This window comes from Oceanicella actignis (assembly GCF_008124525.1).
In the GTDB taxonomy this organism is placed as follows: domain Bacteria; phylum Pseudomonadota; class Alphaproteobacteria; order Rhodobacterales; family Rhodobacteraceae; genus Oceanicella; species Oceanicella actignis.
Genome location: NZ_VNHJ01000001.1, coordinates 146,422 through 164,405, shown reverse-complemented (window position 1 = coordinate 164,405; position 17,984 = coordinate 146,422). Strand labels below are relative to the sequence as shown.

Annotated in this window: 17 protein-coding genes; 11 read left to right on the top strand and 6 right to left on the bottom strand. The window is 72.5% G+C overall.

Features of this window, described 5'->3' with window-relative positions:
• Positions 1-193: 193 nt before the first annotated feature.
• Positions 194-1,414: an MFS transporter gene (locus tag LY05_RS00725; RefSeq protein ID WP_148921745.1), complete on the top strand. Its 1,221-nt coding sequence runs from the start codon at positions 194-196 to the stop codon at positions 1,412-1,414.
• Positions 1,415-1,489: 75 nt separating this feature from the next.
• Positions 1,490-3,226 (top strand): methionine--tRNA ligase, encoded by a 1,737-nt coding sequence (metG, locus tag LY05_RS00720; RefSeq protein ID WP_148921744.1) that lies wholly within the window; start codon positions 1,490-1,492, stop codon positions 3,224-3,226.
• A 260-nt stretch (positions 3,227-3,486) separates the two neighbouring features.
• Here metG and LY05_RS00715 read toward each other — a convergent pair whose 3' ends face one another.
• Entirely contained in the window at positions 3,487-4,428 is a 942-nt protein-coding gene (locus LY05_RS00715; RefSeq protein WP_148921743.1) for a hypothetical protein, read from the bottom strand.
• 324 nt (positions 4,429-4,752) lie between these two features.
• Complete coding sequence (locus LY05_RS00710; protein WP_148921742.1) at positions 4,753-5,589, bottom strand: sulfotransferase; 837 nt, start codon at positions 5,587-5,589, stop codon at positions 4,753-4,755.
• A gap of 110 nt (positions 5,590-5,699) precedes the next feature.
• On the opposite strand from LY05_RS00710, the gene LY05_RS00705 reads away from it, so the two are divergent.
• Entirely contained in the window at positions 5,700-6,953 is a 1,254-nt protein-coding gene (locus LY05_RS00705) for an adenylate/guanylate cyclase domain-containing protein (protein WP_072746592.1), read from the top strand.
• 15 nt (positions 6,954-6,968) lie between these two features.
• Here LY05_RS00705 and LY05_RS00700 read toward each other — a convergent pair whose 3' ends face one another.
• Positions 6,969-7,799 carry a tetratricopeptide repeat protein gene (locus LY05_RS00700; protein WP_170258711.1) on the bottom strand — a complete coding sequence of 277 codons (831 nt, stop codon included), beginning with the start codon at positions 7,797-7,799 and terminating at the stop codon, positions 6,969-6,971.
• 448 nt (positions 7,800-8,247) lie between these two features.
• On the opposite strand from LY05_RS00700, the gene LY05_RS00695 reads away from it, so the two are divergent.
• The 5 genes from LY05_RS00695 to LY05_RS00675 all read left to right on the top strand — a co-directional run bounded on the left by LY05_RS00695 (position 8,248) and on the right by LY05_RS00675 (position 11,899).
• Positions 8,248-9,204, top strand: coding sequence for a DMT family transporter (locus LY05_RS00695; protein ID WP_072746411.1), 957 nt, complete (start codon positions 8,248-8,250; stop codon positions 9,202-9,204).
• A 205-nt stretch (positions 9,205-9,409) separates the two neighbouring features.
• A complete protein-coding gene (speD, locus tag LY05_RS00690) occupies positions 9,410-9,919 on the top strand; it encodes an adenosylmethionine decarboxylase (protein WP_072746412.1) in 510 nt (169 codons plus the stop codon).
• A 220-nt stretch (positions 9,920-10,139) separates the two neighbouring features.
• A complete protein-coding gene (locus LY05_RS00685; protein ID WP_148921739.1) occupies positions 10,140-10,397 on the top strand; it encodes a hypothetical protein in 258 nt (85 codons plus the stop codon).
• A gap of 113 nt (positions 10,398-10,510) precedes the next feature.
• Complete coding sequence (speE, locus tag LY05_RS00680; RefSeq protein ID WP_148921738.1) at positions 10,511-11,389, top strand: polyamine aminopropyltransferase; 879 nt, start codon at positions 10,511-10,513, stop codon at positions 11,387-11,389.
• A gap of 48 nt (positions 11,390-11,437) precedes the next feature.
• Positions 11,438-11,899: a DUF302 domain-containing protein gene (locus tag LY05_RS00675; RefSeq protein ID WP_083581154.1), complete on the top strand. Its 462-nt coding sequence runs from the start codon at positions 11,438-11,440 to the stop codon at positions 11,897-11,899.
• An 87-nt stretch (positions 11,900-11,986) separates the two neighbouring features.
• Here LY05_RS00675 and LY05_RS00670 read toward each other — a convergent pair whose 3' ends face one another.
• Complete coding sequence (locus tag LY05_RS00670; RefSeq protein WP_072746415.1) at positions 11,987-12,193, bottom strand: cold-shock protein; 207 nt, start codon at positions 12,191-12,193, stop codon at positions 11,987-11,989.
• Between the two features lie 387 nt (positions 12,194-12,580).
• On the opposite strand from LY05_RS00670, the gene LY05_RS00665 reads away from it, so the two are divergent.
• Positions 12,581-13,381, top strand: coding sequence for a TerC family protein (locus LY05_RS00665; RefSeq protein ID WP_072746416.1), 801 nt, complete (start codon positions 12,581-12,583; stop codon positions 13,379-13,381).
• 5 nt (positions 13,382-13,386) lie between these two features.
• Here LY05_RS00665 and LY05_RS00660 read toward each other — a convergent pair whose 3' ends face one another.
• Positions 13,387-14,277, bottom strand: coding sequence for an amino acid ABC transporter substrate-binding protein (locus tag LY05_RS00660; RefSeq protein ID WP_148921737.1), 891 nt, complete (start codon positions 14,275-14,277; stop codon positions 13,387-13,389).
• Between the two features lie 198 nt (positions 14,278-14,475).
• Here LY05_RS00660 and gatB point away from each other — a divergent pair, with 198 nt between their 5' ends.
• Both gatB and LY05_RS00650 read left to right on the top strand, forming a co-directional pair.
• A complete protein-coding gene (gene gatB, locus LY05_RS00655; protein WP_072746418.1) occupies positions 14,476-15,990 on the top strand; it encodes an Asp-tRNA(Asn)/Glu-tRNA(Gln) amidotransferase subunit GatB in 1,515 nt (504 codons plus the stop codon).
• 73 nt (positions 15,991-16,063) lie between these two features.
• On the top strand, positions 16,064-16,465 hold the full coding sequence (locus tag LY05_RS00650) for a DUF4177 domain-containing protein (RefSeq protein WP_148921736.1): 402 nt from the start codon (positions 16,064-16,066) through the stop codon (positions 16,463-16,465).
• Positions 16,466-16,792: 327 nt separating this feature from the next.
• Here LY05_RS00650 and dapE read toward each other — a convergent pair whose 3' ends face one another.
• Positions 16,793-17,971, bottom strand: coding sequence for a succinyl-diaminopimelate desuccinylase (dapE, locus tag LY05_RS00645; protein ID WP_148921735.1), 1,179 nt, complete (start codon positions 17,969-17,971; stop codon positions 16,793-16,795).
• Positions 17,972-17,984: the final 13 nt, after the last annotated feature.

Here is a 17,984-nt window from a genome sequence, read left to right as displayed (position 1 = left end):
CACATGAATCATACGTCATGTTATGGGCGCGCGAAAGCCCTGTCAAACCGCCGCGGCGCCCTGCCGTCGGATGGGCGATCGCGCCGACCCGGCCGGGCGGGGCCCCGCGCCTCGAAACACGCTTGACCGGGGCGCGCATCTTGCGCCAAGCCGGTCACGCGCGCCGCCCGCGGCGCAGAGCGGGAATCGCGCCATGCGCCTTGTCATCTCCTTCGCCGCGCTCTTGATGTCGGTGGTCCTCGTGCAGCTGGGCTCGGGGGCGCTGGGGCCGCTCGACGCGCTGTCGGGGGCGGCGCTGGGCTTTTCGACGGCCCAGATCGGCATGCTGGGATCGGCCCATTTCGTGGGCTTCTTCGTCGGCTGCTGGGCGGCGCCGCGCATGATGGGCGCGATCGGACACTCGCGCGCCTTCGCGGCCTTCGCCGCCTCGGGCGCCATCGGCGCGCTGGCCCATCCGCTCTGGCCCGATCCGACGGCATGGGCGGCGCTGCGGGCGCTGACCGGCCTTGCCGTCGCCGGCGCCTACACGGTGGTCGAAAGCTGGCTGCAGGCCAAGGTCGACAACAGCACGCGCGGGCGGGTCGTCGGGATCTACCGCGTGGTGGATCTGAGCGCGTCGCTGGTCGCGCAGGCGATGATCGCCGTGCTGCCGCCGGCCTCCTACGTGTCCTACAACATCGTCGCCATCCTGTGCTGCCTGTGCCTTCTGCCGCTGACGCTGAGCAGGGCGGCCGCCCCGGCCATGCCGCTTGCGCCGCGCCTTCGCCCGGTGCGGGCGGCGCGGCTGTCGCCGCTGGCGGCGGCGGGCGTGCTGGTTGCGGGCTCGTCCATGCCCGCCTTTCGAATGGTCGGCCCGGTCTATGGCCACGAGGTCGGCCTGGATGCCGAGGGGATCGCCACGTTCCTGGCGGCGGCGATCCTGGGCGGCGCCGCCGCGCAGATCCCGATCGGCTGGGTCGCGGACAAGATGGACCGGCGGCACGTTCTGACCGGGCTGTCGGCGGCCTCGGCGGCGACATGCCTTGGCGTCGCCGCCGACGGCGGCAGCTCGGCCGCCGCGGCCTTCGCGGGCGCCTTCGCCTTCGGGCTGTTCGCCTTTCCGATCTACTCGGTCTCTTCGGCCCATGCCAACGACTTCGCCGAACCCGACTTCGTGGCCGAGCTGAACGCCTCGCTGATGTTCATCTACGGACTCGGCGCGATCGCCAGCCCGCTTTCGGCCTCGCTGCTGCTCGATCGCTTCGGCCCGGGCGCGCTGTTCTCGTTCATCGCCGGGCTGCACGGGCTGCTGGCGCTGTTCGGACTGGCGCGCATGGCCGTGGGGCGCAAGGCGCGCGCGCGCACGCCCTACCGCTACCTGCCGCGCACCAGCTTCGTGGTCGGCCGGCTGATGCGGCGCCGCAAGGATGGCTGAGCGGCGCTCGCCCTCGGCCCGCCGATCCGCTATGAGAGGCCGACTCGACCCATCGGCAACCGGAACAGGCGCGACATGGCCCGAATTCTGATCACCTCCGCCCTGCCCTACATCAACGGCGTCAAGCACCTGGGCAACCTGGTCGGCTCGCAGCTGCCCTCGGACGCCTATGCGCGCGTCATGCGCCAGCGCGGCCACGAGGTGCTGCTGATCTGCGCCACGGACGAACACGGCACCCCCGCCGAGCTGGCCGCCGCCAAGGCCGGCCTGCCCGTGGCCGAATACTGCGCGCGCATGCACGAGGTGCAGAAGGCCCTGGCCGACGGCTTCGCGCTCAGCTTCGACCACTTCGGGCGCTCGTCCTCGGCGCGCAACCATGCGCTGACCCAGCACATGGCCGGCCGGCTGGCCGAAGCCGGGCTCATCGAGGAAAGGATGGAGCGCCAGGTCTACTCGCGCGCCGACGGCCGCTTCCTGCCCGACCGCTACATCGAGGGAACCTGCCCCAACTGCGGCTACGACAAGGCCCGCGGCGACCAGTGCGAGAACTGCACCAAGCAGCTCGACCCGACCGACCTCGTCAACCCGCGCTCGGCGATCTCGGGCTCGACCGACCTCGAGGTGCGCGAGACCAAGCACCTTTACCTGCGCCAGTCTGCCATGCGCGAGCGCCTGCGCGCCTGGATCGACTCGAAGACCGACTGGCCGGTCCTGGCCACCTCGATCGCGCGCAAATGGCTCGACGACGGCGAGGGCCTGCAGGATCGCGGCATCACCCGCGACCTTGACTGGGGCATCCCCGTGCGCAAGGGAACCGAGCCCTGGCCGGGCATGGAGGGCAAGGTCTTCTACGTCTGGTTCGACGCCCCCATCGAATACATCGCCGCCACCGCCGAATGGGCCGACGCTACCGGCCAGGACGATTCCGCCTGGCTGCGCTGGTGGCGCGAGGACAAGGGCGCGCATGACGTGCGCTACGTCCAGTTCATGGCCAAGGACAACATCCCCTTCCACACCCTCAGCTTCCCGGTCACGCTGATGGGGGCGAATTTCGACGGCGCCGAGCCGTGGAAGCTGGTCGACTACATCAAGGGCTTCAACTGGCTGACCTATCAGGGCGGCAAGTTCTCGACCTCGCAGGGGCGGGGCGTGTTCATGGACCAGGCGCTCGAGATCCTGCCCGCCGACTGCTGGCGCTGGTGGCTGCTGGCCAACGCGCCCGAAAGCTCGGACAGCGACTTCACCTGGGAGGCGTTCCAGAACGGCGTGAACAAGGATCTGGCCGACGTGCTGGGCAATTTCGTCAGCCGCGTGACCAAGTTCTGCCGCTCGCGCTTCGGCGAGCAGGTTCCCGCCGGCGGCGCCTGGGGCGAGGCCGAGCGCGCCCTGGTCGAAGAGCTGCGCCGGCGCCTGGCCGCCTACGAGGCCCATTGGGACGCGCTCGAGATCCGCAAGGCCGCCGCCGAGCTGCGCGCCATGTGGGTGGCGGGCAACGAGTATCTGCAGCGCGCCGAGCCCTGGGCCAGGTTCAAGACCGATCCCGAGGCGGCCGCCGCCGCGATCCGCTTCGCGCTGAACCTGACGCGCCTTTACGCCATCGTCTCGCGGCCCTTCATCCCGCAGACCTCGGACCGCATCTTCGCCGCGCTGCGCCTTGCGCCCGAGACCGAGCGCGACTGGCCGCGCGACGTCGAGGCCGCGCTGCGCGCCCTGCCCGAGGGCCACGCCTTCGAGACGCCGCCGACCCTGTTCGCGAAGATCACGGACGAGCAGCGCGCCGAGCTCGAGGCCCGCTTCGCCGGCGCCGACTGACGCCGACTGACGCGGGGCGCCGCCCCGGCAGGCCGCGCGCGGGTTCCCGTCGGCGCGCGGCGGCGCGACGGAGCGACGGAGCGATGGATGGTGGCCGGACGATCGACGGGAAAGCGCTGGCGGCGCCCGGCCCAAGGGCCCGGCGGCCCCTTGTCGAAGTCGCCGACCCGCCCCCGCCGCGCAGGCCCCGTCGCCTCGGCGCGGATGTCAGGACGCGGCGCGCGCCCCTCGGGCGCCCTTCCAGAGCCCGCGGCGCCCGCTCAGGCCGGGCGCGCCGCGGCGTTCCTGCGCCGCAGCGCGGCGCCGGCCGCGATCAGCAGCGCCGCGGCCATCATCGCCCCCGACCCCGGCAGCGGCACCGACGAGGTGGCCGCCGTGCCGTCGCCCCCCGAAAGCGGGTCGATCACGAGCGGCTGATCGACGATCAGGTAAGGCGTGATCGCCACGAACCACCCGGCCGCGTCCCGCTGGATCAGCGGGCTGGGGCCGAAGCGCTCGAAGAATCCCATGCCCATGAACTGCGCCACCTGCAGCGTGTCGAGCGAGGTGTCGCCGTTCAGCGTCGGGTCCATCAGGTTTCCGCTGGCGACCGAATAGGGCGAATCGTCGGGGTGGTAGAGGCCCAGCGCATGGCCCAGCTCGTGCGCCAGCAGCTCGGCGCCGTAGCCCGAGCTCATGTAGCCCTTCTCCACCGCCAGCTGGTTGCCCGGCGTCTGCCCGCAGCCGACGATGTTGACCGCGTAGCCGCCGCAATAGTCGATCGCGTCGACGAAATACAGGCTGACCACCGGGTTCGCGCTGCCGTCGCGGCTGTAGAGCGGATCGGTCAGGCCGAAAAGCTGGTCCAGCTCCGTCTTGGTCGTCACCCGCAGCAGGTCCGGCGCCTCGATCTGCACCACGTCGCCGAAGCGGATGTCGATGGGCTCGCCCAGAAGGTCGGTCACGCTCTGCTGGCCGAAGATGGCGTCGACCTCGCTCTCGCGCGTGACGATGCCGGCGGCCTCGTAGGCGGGCAGGACGGCGGGCTGCGCGCCGGCGGCCTCGACGACGCGGAAGATGCCGTCCTCATGGCTGTGAGCGTCGATCTCTTCGGGAAGGATGTTGCTTGCCCCGGCGGGGGCCGCCATGGCGGCGCAGGCGGCCACAACCGCCGCCCCGACCGCGCGGCGCAGAGGCGCCGCAAGGGTCCTGTTCATCGTCATCACGCCACGCGTTCCTGGTTGCTGACGGCGCAACATGCGCCGAACGCCAAAGCCACTCGCCGCGGCGCACATCATGCCGCGGCCCCCTCAGTTCAGGGCGCAAGACGATGAAAATCAACCACGATCTTTAACCAACCCCGGCGCCCGGCGCCGCCCGCCCGCAACCGCAGGGGGAAATTCCGGGCGGGTTCAAGGCCTTGCGCCCCCGCGCGGGCGCGCCCGCCGCCGTCCGGGGCCGCGCCGCGCCGGGCGCGCAAGCCGGCGGCGGCGCGGGCGCTCATGGTTCTTTTCGATCAAGCGCCTGACCCGCGCGGAAACCTTTCGTCAAGGTTTGATTCGCACCTCGGCCCGCGCCTCGCGCATCAGCTCGGCGCTGGCCTCGGCGATCGGGTCGTAGATGTCGCGCACCGCCTCGACCACATGCGCCGGCGGGGGCCCGCGCCGCCAGGTGCTGGCCCCGGTCTTGCGCCGGTCGCGCTCGACCCCCGGATCGGGAATCGACGCGCCCAGAAAGGCGCCGATGCGGGCCAGAAAGGCGCGCCGGTCCTCGCGGATCTGCTCGAAGGCCGCCAGAAGCATGCGCGAGCGCGGGAAATGCCGCCGCCAGCGCGCCACGATGGCCGGCCAGTCCGAACGCGCCACGCAGCCGGGGCTGCGCAGATGAGCGATGACGGCCTGTTCGTCGCGCGGGTCGAGGCCCGGCTCGCGCATGGCGTTCGACCAGGCGCGCGCCAGCGGGTCGCGCAGGATCAGCAGGATCTTCGCGTCGGGAAAGCGCGCCGCCACCCGCGCCACCGTCGCCTCGGGCAGGATGGAATAGGCGGGCGTGATCTCGCCCGCCACCTGGCCGCGGGCGCGCGCGCGGGCGAACAGCCCCGCATACCAGTCGTCCGAGCGGCGGCCGAGGAAATAGCGCGCATCCCACAGCGGATCGACGATCGCGTCGCGCCGCCCGGCAAGGCGGCCCGCGTAATGGGCCGCGCGGCTGCGCAGATGGCGGCGGTAGCGATAGGGCCAGACCTCGACGCCCTGGGCGCCGACGTCGAAATGGTGCAGCTCCTTGACCGGCGGGGTCCATATGCCCGGCGCGCAGCGCAGGGCGTGGTAAAGCCAGGTCGTGCCGCAGCGTTGCCCGCCGATGCAGATGAAATCCGGTCCCATTCGCTCCTCCGCGCCCGACGCGCGCGCGCCATGCGCGAAAATCGCCCGCGCGGCGGCGCGCGTCAATCATGGCGCTTGGCCCGGCCGCCGCGCGCAACTATCCTGCGCGCATGACCCATGGCCCCCTGATCGCCGAGATCGAGAGCTGGCTCATCGACGAGGCGCTTCACGATCCCGACATTCTCGACCTGTTCGGCGCGCTGTGCGTGCGCCTGCACGCGATCGGCGTCCCGCTCGAGCGCGCGGCGCTGTCCTGGCCCACGCTGCATCCGCTGTTCCAGGCCGAGCAGATCTACTGGCGCCTTGGCGAGGGCGCCGAGCTGCTGCAATACCTGCACGAGACGCAACCCTCGGCCGCCTTCGAGGCCAGCCCCTTCCACCACGTGCTGATCCACGGGCTGGACCGCCTGCGCCGGCGGCTGATGGGCCCCGAGACGATGCTGGACTTTCCGGTTCTGAACGAGCTGCGCGAGCAGGGCTTCACCGACTACCTCATGACCTCGACCGCCTTCCAGATCGCCGAGGTCGAGAACTATCGCGGCGGCGAAAGCGGCATCATGGCCAGCTGGGCGACGCGCCGCGAGGGCGGGTTCAGCGACGCGGACATCGACGCGCTCAGCCGCATCCAGCGCATCTTCGCCGTCGCCTGCCACGCCTCGATCCAGAAGCGGGTCATGGTCAACCTGGCCACCGCCTATCTGGGCGCCACCGCCGCGCGGCAGGTGATGGAGGGGCTGGTGCGGCGCGGCGCGGGCGAGCGCATCCGCGCCGTGGTCTGGTATTCGGACCTGCGCGATTCGACGCGGCTGTCCAACACGCTGGCGCCGGACGTGTATCTGGACCTGCTCAAATGCTACTACGACTGCACGGCGCAGATGGTCATCGACGAGGGCGGCGAGATCCTCGACTTCATCGGCGACGCCGTCCTGGCGATCTTTCCCCTGCGCGGCGAGACCGGCGGCCCCGACGCGGCGCGCGCGGCCACGCGCGCCATGGAGCGCGCGCTGCAGATGCGCGAAGAGCGTCGCCCCCAGCGCGCCGCCATGGGGCTAACCGAGGATGTGCGCTTCTCGGTCGCCATGGCCGAGGGCGAGATCATGTTCGGCAACATCGGCGTGCCCACTCGGCTGACCTTCTCGGCCATCGGGCCGGTGGTGAACCAGGTCTCGCGCATGGACGAGCTGAGCAAGACGCTGGGGCGCTCGGTTCTGGTGACGCGCGAGATCGCCGCCGTCGAGCCCGGCCATTGGCGCAGCGCCGGGCTGCACCGGCTGCGCGACTTCGCCGACCCGATCGAGATCTTCGTGCGCGCGGCCGAGGTCGAGGCCGAAGGCGCCGCCGCGCCGCGCCCGCTGGCGGGCTGAGCGGCGCGCGCCCGCTCAGCCGCCAAGGCGCCGGATGCGCTCGAGCAAGGCGGGGTCCTGCGCGCCCAGCTCGAAGGCGCGGCGCCAGTCGGCAAGGGCGCCTTCGTCGTCGCCCAGCCGCTCGCGCAGCGCGGCGCGCGCCAGCCACCCTGCGGGGCGTTCCGGGGCCAGGGCGATGGCGCGGCCGAAATCGGCCAGCGCCGCCCGCGGATCGCGCAGGGCGCGCACGCGCCCGCGCTCGAGCCACGCATCCGCGTCGCCCGGTGCATCGGCGATGACGCGCGAGAAGGCGGCCTCGGCCTCGTCCGCCTTGCCCAGAGCCGCCAGCGCAAGGCCCGCATTGAAGCGCGCATCCGCATCCGCCGGATCGCGGGCCAGCACGGCGCGGAAGTCCTCGAGCGCGCGATCGGCCACGCCGCGCCGCAGCAGCATCGCGCCGCGCCCCATCAGCGCCGTGCGGTCGCCCGGCGCCAGCTCGAGCGCACGGGCGAAATCGGCCAGCGCGTCGCGCACGCGCCCGCGCGCTTCGTTGGAGATGGCCCGGTTGACGTAAAGCCCCGCATAGCCCGGATCGGCGCGCTCGGCCGCGTCGAAGGCGGCGATGGCGTCGCCATGGCGGCCCAGCTCGGCCAGCCCGACGCCCATGTTGGTCCAGGCCATCGCCTGACGCCGCGCCGAAAGCCCGCCCGCCTCGACCGCGCGCCGGCAGTTCTCGGCCAGCGCGGCGGGGGCGGCCTCGGGGTCGAAGCAGCGTTCGAGCCAGGGATTGGCCCGCGCGCCGCCGGGCGCGGCCGCCAGCGCCGCGGCGCCGGCCAGGACCAGGCGAAAAGCGATGTCGCGGATCATGAACGCCTCCTGCGCGCGGGGGGCGCCCCGCCCCATGCGCCCTACAGATCGCCCCGCGCCCCTCGCGATGCAACCCCCCGCGCCTTCCCGAGCGCGCTCCCGCCCGCCTTGCCGGCCGTCGCCGCGGCACGCGCCCGCCCCGCCCGCCCGACAAGAGCCGCGCCCCGCGCCCGGCGTCGCCGGCAGCCCCCCGACCGCCGAAGCGCCGGGCTTGCGCCCCGCAGGCGCCGGTTCGCCCGAGCGCACGCCCGCCGCGCCCGGCCCGGCCATCCGCCCCGCGCATCCGCGCGCACGACGCGCCTTCGCGCCCCATCTCCGGCGGCAGGCGCGCCCCGCGACGATGGCCGCCACTTGACCGGCGCGGCGCGGGGCGGCATGGCTGAGCGGCCGCCTTGCGCAGGCGCCGCGGGCCGCCGCGGCCGGCCAGGGCTCGTAGACAGGACGCGCCATGCCTCGCCCCGCCGCCAAGCCCGACGCGCCGCCGCGCCCCGCAGCCGGGGAAGCCGCGCAAGGCGCCGACAATCTGCGCGGCGTGGCGTGGATGCTGTTCTCGGTCGCCGCGGCCAGCGCCATGACCGTCGCGGTGCGCGCGCTGTCAGAGGACATCGACAGCCGCATGATCGTGTTCCTGCGCGCGGGCGTGACGCTGGCGCTGATCGCGCCGCTTCTGGCGCTGCCGGCCTTTCGCGCCCGGCTGCGCTTCTCGCGCCCCTGGATGCACGCGGCGCGCGGGCTGATGATCGCCGTCTCGACCCAGATGGGCTTCTACGCCATCGCGCATCTGCCGCTGGCGACCTCGACGGTGCTGTTCTTCACCGCGCCGATCTTCGCGACGCTGCTGGCCGGCCCCGTGAACGGCGAGCGCGTGGGCCCGCGCCGCTGGGCGGCGGTGCTGACGGGCTTCGCCGGCGCGCTCATCATCCTGCGGCCGGGCTTCGCCGCGCCCGAGCCGGCCATGCTGGTGGCGCTGGGCTCGTCGCTGCTGTTCGCCTCGGCGCTGTCGACCGCGCGGGGGCTTGCGCAGGCGGACGGGCCGGTCTCGACCTATGTCTCGTCCGTGGCGGCGACGGCGCTGGTGGCCTTGCCGGCGGCGCTGCCGGTCTGGCGCCTGCCCGAAGGCGGCGCGGCCTGGGCGGCGCTGGCGACGCTGGTGGCGGCGGGCGCGGCGCGCGGCGTCGCCGACATCCAGGCCTACCGGCATGGCGAGGCCAGCGTGGTCGGGGTGGTGGCGTATCTGCGCCTCGTCCTGATCGGGGGCGCGGGCTATCTGATGTTCTCCGAGATCCCCGACGCGGCCACCGTCGCCGGCGGCGCCGTGATCGTGGGCGCGACGCTCTACATCGCCCAGCGCGAGGCGCGCCTGCGCCGCGCCCGGCGCGAGCCCAGGGCCATGCCCGCCGACTGAGCGCGCCCCGCCCGCCCGAACGCCCGCGCGGAAAATTCGGCCCGGCGCCCGCGCGAAAAATCCGGCCCGGCGCCCGGATAAGGATTGATCGAGTCGCCACGAATCGCTATGTCCCCCGCCACAGGGTCACCGATCCCAACTTCGGATCATCCGGGGGGGCGCTAAGGGACCGCTGGGACTTCATCTGCTGGTAGGGGAGATCGTCATGATGGACGGCGACCTCTTCCGACTGGGGATGGACCTGGAGACAGGCGCCACCCACGAGGAAGCTGCGATCCGCGGCGGCAAGGCCGTTTGCACCGACAACGACCGTGAGCGCTCCGTGTTCGACGCGGACCGCGAGGACCATTTCATCCGCCGCAACGGCAAGGTCTTCGCCGGCACGCACCTCATCATCGAGGTGATCGACGCCGAGGGGCTGGACGACGAGGCGCGCATCCAGAAGGCGTTCCGCGACTGCGTCGAGGAATGCGGCGCCACGCTGCTGCACATCCACACGCACAAGTTCACCCCCCAGGGCGTGAGCGGCGTCGCGGTGCTGGCCGAGAGCCACATCTCGGTCCACACCTGGCCCGAGGTCGGCTACGGCGCCTTCGACGTCTTCATGTGCGGCGACGCCGAGCCCTGGCGCTCGGTCGAGGTGCTGCGCAAGGCGTTCAACGCCGGCGAGGTCCGCGTGAAGGAGATGCTGCGCGGCGAAGGTCTGGTCGACTGAACCGGCCGCCGCGACGCGAATGGGGCGCCGCGCGGGGAACCGCGCGGCGCCTTCGCTTGCCGGCCCCGGCCGCGGCGGCTTGACGCGCGGCGGCGCGCCGCGCGGCCTTGGGGCGCAGCCGCCGGGCGTGGACTTGACGCGCCGCCGGCGACATATGCGCGGCAACCGTTTCTTCGCGAAAACATGCGCCAATGCCGCGCATCGCCAAAAGGAGGCCGACATGACCCTTGCCGCCAACGCCGATCACGACCGCCCCGGCCCGATCCTGCGTCTACTGATGGCCATGCCGCTGCTGGGCTGGATGCTGAAGGACGCCATGCACGGCGCCGAGGACGCGCCGCTCTGGGCGCTGGCCAACGTCGTGCTGCTCATCGTCCTGGCCACGGCGATCTGGGGCTACGCGGCGCTCATCATCGCCTATCTGGGCCTGACGGCGGCCGCCCTGGCGATGATCATCGCCATTTCGCGCGCGAACTGACGCGGCGGGCCCCGGCGCCCCCGAGACGGCGCATCCCACGGCGCATTTCCCCTCGCCTCGCGCCCGCGCCGCGGCTAGAACCGCGCCAAGAGAAGCGACGGAGGTTCCATGCCATGAGCGACGACAGGACCATGCCCGGCTGGGCGGTGGAGACGCTGCACGAGGACTACGCGCAGGCGCTGCGCATCGCCACGCTGCTCTATGACAGCGAGACCGAACACCAGCGGCTGCGCGTCTTCCGCAACCCCACCTTCGGCCGCATCCTGACGCTGGACGGCGTCGTGCAGACCACCGAGGGCGACGAGTTCATCTATCACGAGATGATGAGCCACGTTCCCATCCTGGCCCACGGCGTGGCGCGGCGGGTGCTGATCATCGGCGGCGGCGACGGCGGCATGGCGCGCGAGACGCTGCGCCACGCCTCGGTCGAGCACGTGACCATGGTCGAGATCGACGCCGGCGTGGTCGAGTTCTCGAAGACCTACCTGCCCTCGCTCTCGGCCGGCGCCTTCGACGATCCGCGGCTGAACCTGGTCATCGCCGACGGCGCCGAGTTCGTGCGCCGCGACCGGGAATCGCTGGGCGGGGGCTTCGACGTCATCATCGTCGACTCGACCGATCCGATCGGCCCGGGCGAGGTGCTGTTCACCGACACCTTCTACGGCCGCGCCAAGGCGCTGCTGAACGAGGGCGGCATCCTGGTCACGCAGAACGGCGTGCCCTTCATGCAGGGGTCCGAGCTGACCAACACCATGCGCGCCTTCAAGGCCCTGTTCCGCGACTGGACCTGCTACCTGGCCACGATCCCGACCTATGCCGGCGGGCCCATGGCCATGGGCTGGGGCACGGATGGCGACGCGCGCAATGTCGGCCTTGACGAGCTGACCGCCCGCTTCGAGCGCGCCGGCCTCGAAACCCGCTACTACACCCCCGAGGTGCACAAGGCCGCCTTCGCCCTGCCGCGCTACGTGCAAAGGCTCATGCCCGCCTGAGGGGAACGTGCTAGCATGGCGGACCGCCCCTGCGAACGGAGGTCCGCCATGAACGCCATCGCCCGCCTTGCCGCCGCCGCGGCGCTCGCCCTGCCGGGGGTCGCGCAGGCCGCCGAGTGGGATGCGCTGATCGTCGAACATGTGATCGAGGCGCCCTATGAAGACGTGCTCGAGGATCTGCGCCTGACCATCGAGGGGCGCGGCTTCGTGATCGACGCCGTCAGCCATGTGGGCGCGATGCTCAACCGCACGGCGGGCGACGTCGGCGCGCAGCGGCAGGTCTACGACCATGCCGAGGTCACGCAATTCTGCTCGGCCACGCTTTCGCGCAAGGTGATGGAGGCCGATGCGCGCAACCTCGCCTTCTGCCCCTACGGCATCTTCACCTACCAGCTGCATGGCGAGGCGGGACGGGTGCATGTCGGCTACCGCCGCATGCCCGACGGCCCGATGCAGGAGATCGAGGCGCTGCTCGACTCGATCGTGCGCGAGACCGTCGGCCTCGACTGAGCCCGCGCCGCGCGGCGCGAATCGAAAGGGGCGCGCGACCCAGCCGGATCGCGCGCCCCGAATGCGGGCGGCCTTGCGCGGGCCGCGTCAGTGAGCGACCAGATTGCCCGCGCTCATGCGGCCGTCGCGGCCCGGGACCATCTCGAAGTCGAGGGACTGGCCTTCGTTCAGACCATCCAGGCCGGCGGCCTGCACGGCGGTGATGTGCACGAACACATCCTTGCCGCCGTCATCGGGCTGAATGAACCCATAGCCCTTTTCCGAGTTGAACCACTTGACGGTGCCCTTGGCCATCGTCGATCTCCATTCCATTCACGTCGAACCGGGGCGCGCGGCCGCCGGCATAGGCGCAGTCCTCGAACGTTCCCGAGGACCCGCCGCATCAAGAGGCGGAGCATCGACGATCATCCGATCTGCGCGCCCATCCTACACCAGCCGCGGCGCGGACAAAAGCGGCTTGCCCCCGCGCCGCCTCCGACCGCACGCGCCCCGACCGCTGCGGCTGGCCTCCCCGGACAAGCGCGGGCGCCGCTTCCCGTCGCCCGGCGCGCGGGCGGGGCGCCCCGTGTCAGGCCGCCAAGCGCCGCCGTCCCGGACGCGCGCTTGCCCCGCGGGCGCGGGAAGGGCATCGTGCCCGCGGCCCGCGCCCCGGCGGGCAGGACAAGAAGCGGAGCCGCGCCCATGTCAGACCTGCTGACGCTCGAGAACCTCGCCAATCTTGGCGTGCTGATCTTCCTGCAAGCCGTGCTGGGCTTCGACAACCTGCTCTACATCTCGATCGAATCGGCGCGCGCGCCCGTCGATCAGCGCGCCGCGGTCCGGCGCTGGGGCATCGTCATCGCGGTCGCGCTGCGCCTGGTCATGCTCCTTGTGATGCTGCGCCTGCTCGACAGCCTGACCGAGCCGTTCTTCGCCGTCTCGATCCCGGGCGTCATCGAGGGCAGCTTCGACTTCGCCACGCTGGTCTTCCTGGGCGGCGGCGCGTTCATCATGTATACGGCGGTGCGCGAGATCTCGCACCTGCTGTCCATGGAGCATCTCGAGCACGCGCCCGACCGCGAGCGCACGCCCAAGCCCGCCGCGGCGGTCGTGGCGATGATCGTGCTGATGAACCTGGTCTTCAGCTTCGACTCGATCGTCTCGGCCATCGCCATCACCGAGGTCTACGCGATTCTGTCGGCGGCGATCCTGATCTCGGGCCTGGGGATGCTGCTCCTGGCCGACCGCGTGGCCGACTTCATCCGCCGCAACCGCCAATACGAGGTGCTGGGCCTGTTCATCCTGCTCATCGTCGGGGTCGTGCTGCTGGGAGAGGGCGGGCACCAGGCGCATCTGACGCTGGCCGGCTACAAGGTCGAGCCGCTGAGCAAGACGACCTTCTACTTCTCGGTCGCGGTGCTGGTGGCGGTGGACATGATGCAGTCGCGCTATCAGAAGCGGCTCGACGCCGAGCGCGCGCGCAAGCAGGCGCGCTTCGACTGAGGGCGTCACTCGGGCAGCGCGACGACCTCGTAAAGCGCCTCGGCCAGCGGCCCGAGGCGGACGCGGCCCATGGTCTCGGCGATCAGGTCGTAGATCGCGCCCGTGCGGTAGATGCGGCTGAGCGCCGCGTCCACCGCAAGGCGCAGCCGCGTCTCGCCCCGCTTCATGGTCAGCGCGTAGGGCTCGAAGGACAGCGCCTCGTCCGAGATGACCAACGGCGTCGCGGGCCGCAGACGCCCCAGCTGGTAGTGGAGAATCGCGCGGTCGGCGAAATAGGCCTCGATCTCGCCGCGGGCCAGGGCGCGCAGCCCCTCCTCATGCGTCGCGAAGCGCCGCAGCGCCGAGCGCGCGCCCGCCTCGCGCAGGCGCCGGGCGGCCACGGCCTCGGTGGTGGTGCCGGCCAGAACGCCCACGGGCTCGTCGCTCAGCTGCGCCAGCCGCTCGGCGCCGCCGCGGCGAAAGGCCACCGCGGCGCCGTCGATGAAGTAGGGAATCGAGAAATCCAGCGTCCGCCGGCGCGACAGGGTCTGCGTGGCCGGACCGCACAGCAGGTCGATGCGCCCCTCGGTCAGCGCCGCGAAGCGCGACTGGGCGGTGACCGGCAGCCAGACGGGCTCGGGCGCGGCGCCTTCGGGGCCGGACAGGGTCTGCGCCACGCGCGCGCACAGCGCCACCGCAAGCCCGGCGGGCGCGCCCCGGTCGTCGACGTAGGAAAAGGGCGGCGCGTCCGCGCGATAGCCAAGGCGGATGCGGCCGGTGCGCGCGATGCGCGCCAGCGCGTCCTCGGCCGGCGCCGCCGCCGCGCCCTGCGCGGCCTCTTGCGCGCGCGCGCCGGACCCGACCGGCGCCAGCGCCAGAAGGCAGGCCGCGATGCCCAGGATGACCATTGAACGCATGCCCGCTCTCCCCGCTGCCAGGCCGACGACGCGGCCCGCATGATGGCCGCCGCGCGCGCGCCGCGCAACGGGCCCCGGCGCCGCGCCGCCCCGCCCCGCGGCGCCGGCGCGGAACATCGCGCGCGCGTCTGGAAATCGGCGCCGGCGCGCGGTATGTGAGGCGCGCTGCAGCACCGCCCCGGCAAGGAGATCACGCCAATGACCCAGCTGACCTATCGCGAGCCCCCCGCCAAGAGGATCGCCGGCGCCGTCGGCGAGTGGGAGATGGTCATCGGCATGGAAGTCCACGCCCAGGTCAGCTCGAAGTCCAAGCTGTTCTCGGGCGCCTCGACCGCCTTCGGCGCCGAGCCCAACACCAATGTCAGCCTGGTGGACGCGGCCATGCCGGGCATGCTGCCGGTCATCAACGAATTCTGCATCGAGCAGGCGGTGCGCGCCGGGCTGGGCCTGAAGGCGAAGATCAACCTGTTCTCGGTCTTCGACCGCAAGAACTACTTCTATCCCGACCTGCCGCAGGGCTACCAGATCAGCCAGTACAAGCACCCCATCGTCGGCGAGGGCGAGGTGCTGGTCGATCTCGAGCCGGGCGTGGCGCGGCGCGTGCGCATCGAGCGCATCCACCTCGAGCAGGACGCGGGCAAGTCGATCCACGATCTCGACCCCGAGCTGACCTATGTCGACCTGAACCGCACCGGCGTCGCGCTGATGGAGATCGTCTCGCGCCCCGACATCCGCAGCCCCGAGGAAGCGGCCGAATACGTGCGCAAGCTGCGCCAGATCCTGCGCTATCTGGGCGCGTGCGACGGCAACATGCAGGAAGGCTCGCTGCGCGCGGACGTCAACGTGTCGGTCTGCCGGCCCGGCGATTACGAACGCTTCCGCGAGACGGGCGACCCTTCGGTGCTGGGCACGCGCTGCGAGATCAAGAACATGAACTCGATGCGCTTCATCCAGCAGGCCATCGACTACGAGGCGCGCCGGCAGATCGCCATTCTCGAGGACGGCGGGACGGTCGAGCAGGAAACGCGCCTCTACGACCCCAACAAGGGGCGCACGCGCTCGATGCGCTCGAAGGAAGAGGCGCATGACTACCGCTATTTCCCCGACCCGGACCTTCTGCCCCTGACGCTGGAGCAGGCCTGGGTCGACGCCATCGCCGCCTCGCTGCCCGAGCTGCCCGACGAGAAGAAGGCGCGCTTCGTCGCGCAGTATGGCGTGACCGAATACGACGCCTCGGTGCTGACCGCCGAGCGCGAGTCGGCCGACTTCTTCGAGGCCGTCGCCCGCGGGCGCGACGGCAAGGCCGCCGCCAACTGGGTCATCAACGAGCTGTTCGGCCGCCTGAACAAGGAGGGCCGCGCCATTTCCGACAGCCCCGTCAGCGCCGAGCAGCTGGGCGGGGTGATCGACCTGATCGCCAGCGGCGACATCTCGGGCAAGATCGCCAAGGACCTGTTCGAGATCCTCTGGACCGAGGGCGGCGATCCGGCCCGCATCGTCGAAGAGCGCGGCATGAAGCAGGTCACCGACGAGGGCGCGATCGAGAAGGCGGTGGACGAGGTGCTGGCCGCCAACCCCGACAAGGTCGAGCAGGCCAAGGCCAAGCCCTCGCTGGCGGGCTGGTTCGTGGGGCAGGTGATGAAGGCCACCCAGGGCAAGGCCAACCCGCAGGCGGTCAACGCGCTGGTGCGGCGCAAGCTGGGCGTCGAGTGAGCGCGCCCTCGACCGCGCCGCGTCGCCGCGCTAAGCATGCGAAGGTCCCCCACGGGCAAGCACGGAGCAGGCCATGACCCGCTATGAATACAAGGTCGTCCCCGCGCCGCGGCGCGCGCGCCGCCGCAAGGGCGTGCGCGACCGCGCGCAGCTCTTCGCCCGCACCGTGCAGGACGTGCTGTCCGCCGAGGCCGTCGATGGCTGGGAGTTCCTGCGCGCCGAGAATCTGCCCTGCGAAGAGCGGCGCGGCTGGTTCCGCCGCCTCGAAGAGACGGTCCAGGCGGTGCTGGTCTTCCGCCGCGCCCTGCCCGAGCCCCCCGCCGCTCGCCCCGAGGCGCGATCCGACGCCCCGGCGCGGGCCGCCGAGCCGGTCCTTTCGGCGCGCGAGCGCGAGGCCGCCGCGCAGCTGCGCGCCGCCGCCCGCCGCGACGCGCCCGAGCCGCCCTTCTCGTCCGGTCAGGGCCCGGCGCGCTGAGGCGACGCGATCAGCCGATCGCTCCCGCCCCGACCGCGCCGAAGCGCCCGCCGGCGCGGCCCGCCCGCAGCCCCGATGGGGGCGCCGACCGGAAGGCGATTCCGCCGCCGCCCATCCCGAAGGTGCGCGGCGCCGCCCGCCGACGCCCAAGGGCGAAGGCGCGCCGGCGGCGGCCCGGATCGGCGCGGGGCGCTCCCGGGCGCCGCCCGTCCCGCGGGGGCGGCGGGCCGCAGCGCGGCAAGCCGCGCCTTGCGATCGCGCGGCCCGTCGCGAAGCCGCGCGCCCGCCTGCCGCGAACGAAGCCCGAAAACCCGCCGCCTGGCCGGCTCAGACGCCGCCGCAGGCGAAGTAGTCGCGCATGATGCGCGCGTAGATGCGGGCCAGCTTGCGCACATCCTCGGCGGGCACGCGCTCGTCGGTCTGGTGCATGGTCGCCCCGGCCAGGCCGAACTCCACCACCGGGCACATGTCCTTGACGAAGCGCGCATCCGACGTGCCGCCGCTTGTCGAGGCGACGGGGCGCAGGCCGGTTTCGGCCTCGACGGCGTCCGCGATCAGCTCGCAGAACGGCCCCGGCGGGGTTAGGAAGCTTTCTCCCGACACCTTGACGCGCAGATCGAAGCGCACGCCCGTCTCGCGCGCGACGCGCTCGGCCTCGTCGCGCAGCCACGCCTCGAGCGAGGCCGAGTCATGCGCGTCGTTGAAGCGGATGTTGACCGTGGCGCGCCCCTCGGCCGGGATGACGTTGGTCGCGGGGTTGCCGACGTCGATGGTCGTCACCGCCAGGGTCGAGGGCTCGAAATGCTCGGTCCCCTCGTCGAGGCGCCGCGAGGCCAGCCGGTCCACCAGCCGCGCCAGCGCCGGCAGCGGGTTGAGCGCGCGGTGCGGATAGGCCGCGTGGCCCTGGCGCCCGTGCGCCGTGATCCAGGCGGTCATCGACCCGCGGCGGCCGATCTTCATCATCTCGCCGAGGCGCTCGGGGCAGGTGGGCTCGCCGACCAGACAATGGTCCAGCCGCTCGCCATTCTCGGCCATCCAGTCGAGGATGGCGCGGGTGCCGTGCTCGGCCTCGCCCTCTTCGTCGCCGGTGACGAGCAGCGCGATCGAGCCGCGCGGCGCCCCCTCGCGCGCCAGCGCCGCCGCCGCGCAGACGAAGGCGGCGACGCCGCTTTTCATGTCGGCCGCGCCGCGCCCCCACAGCATCCCGTCCGCAAGCGCGCCCGAGAAGGGCGGATGCGTCCACGCCGCCGCGTCGCCCGGCGGCACCACGTCCACATGACCGTTGAAGCCGAAAACCGGCCCGCCCTCGCCAAGGCGCGCGTAAAGGTTGCTCACCCCGCCGCGCTCGATGCGCGCGCAGCGAAAGCCCAGCGGCGACAGGACCGCCTCGAGCAGCTCCAGCGTCCCCGCCTCGGCGGGCGTGACCGAGGGACGGCGGATCAGCTCGGCCGCAAGGGCGACGGGGTCGTCGGCAAGCGCGGCGGGGGAAGGGGCGTCGGCGCTCATGCGTCCTCCTGCG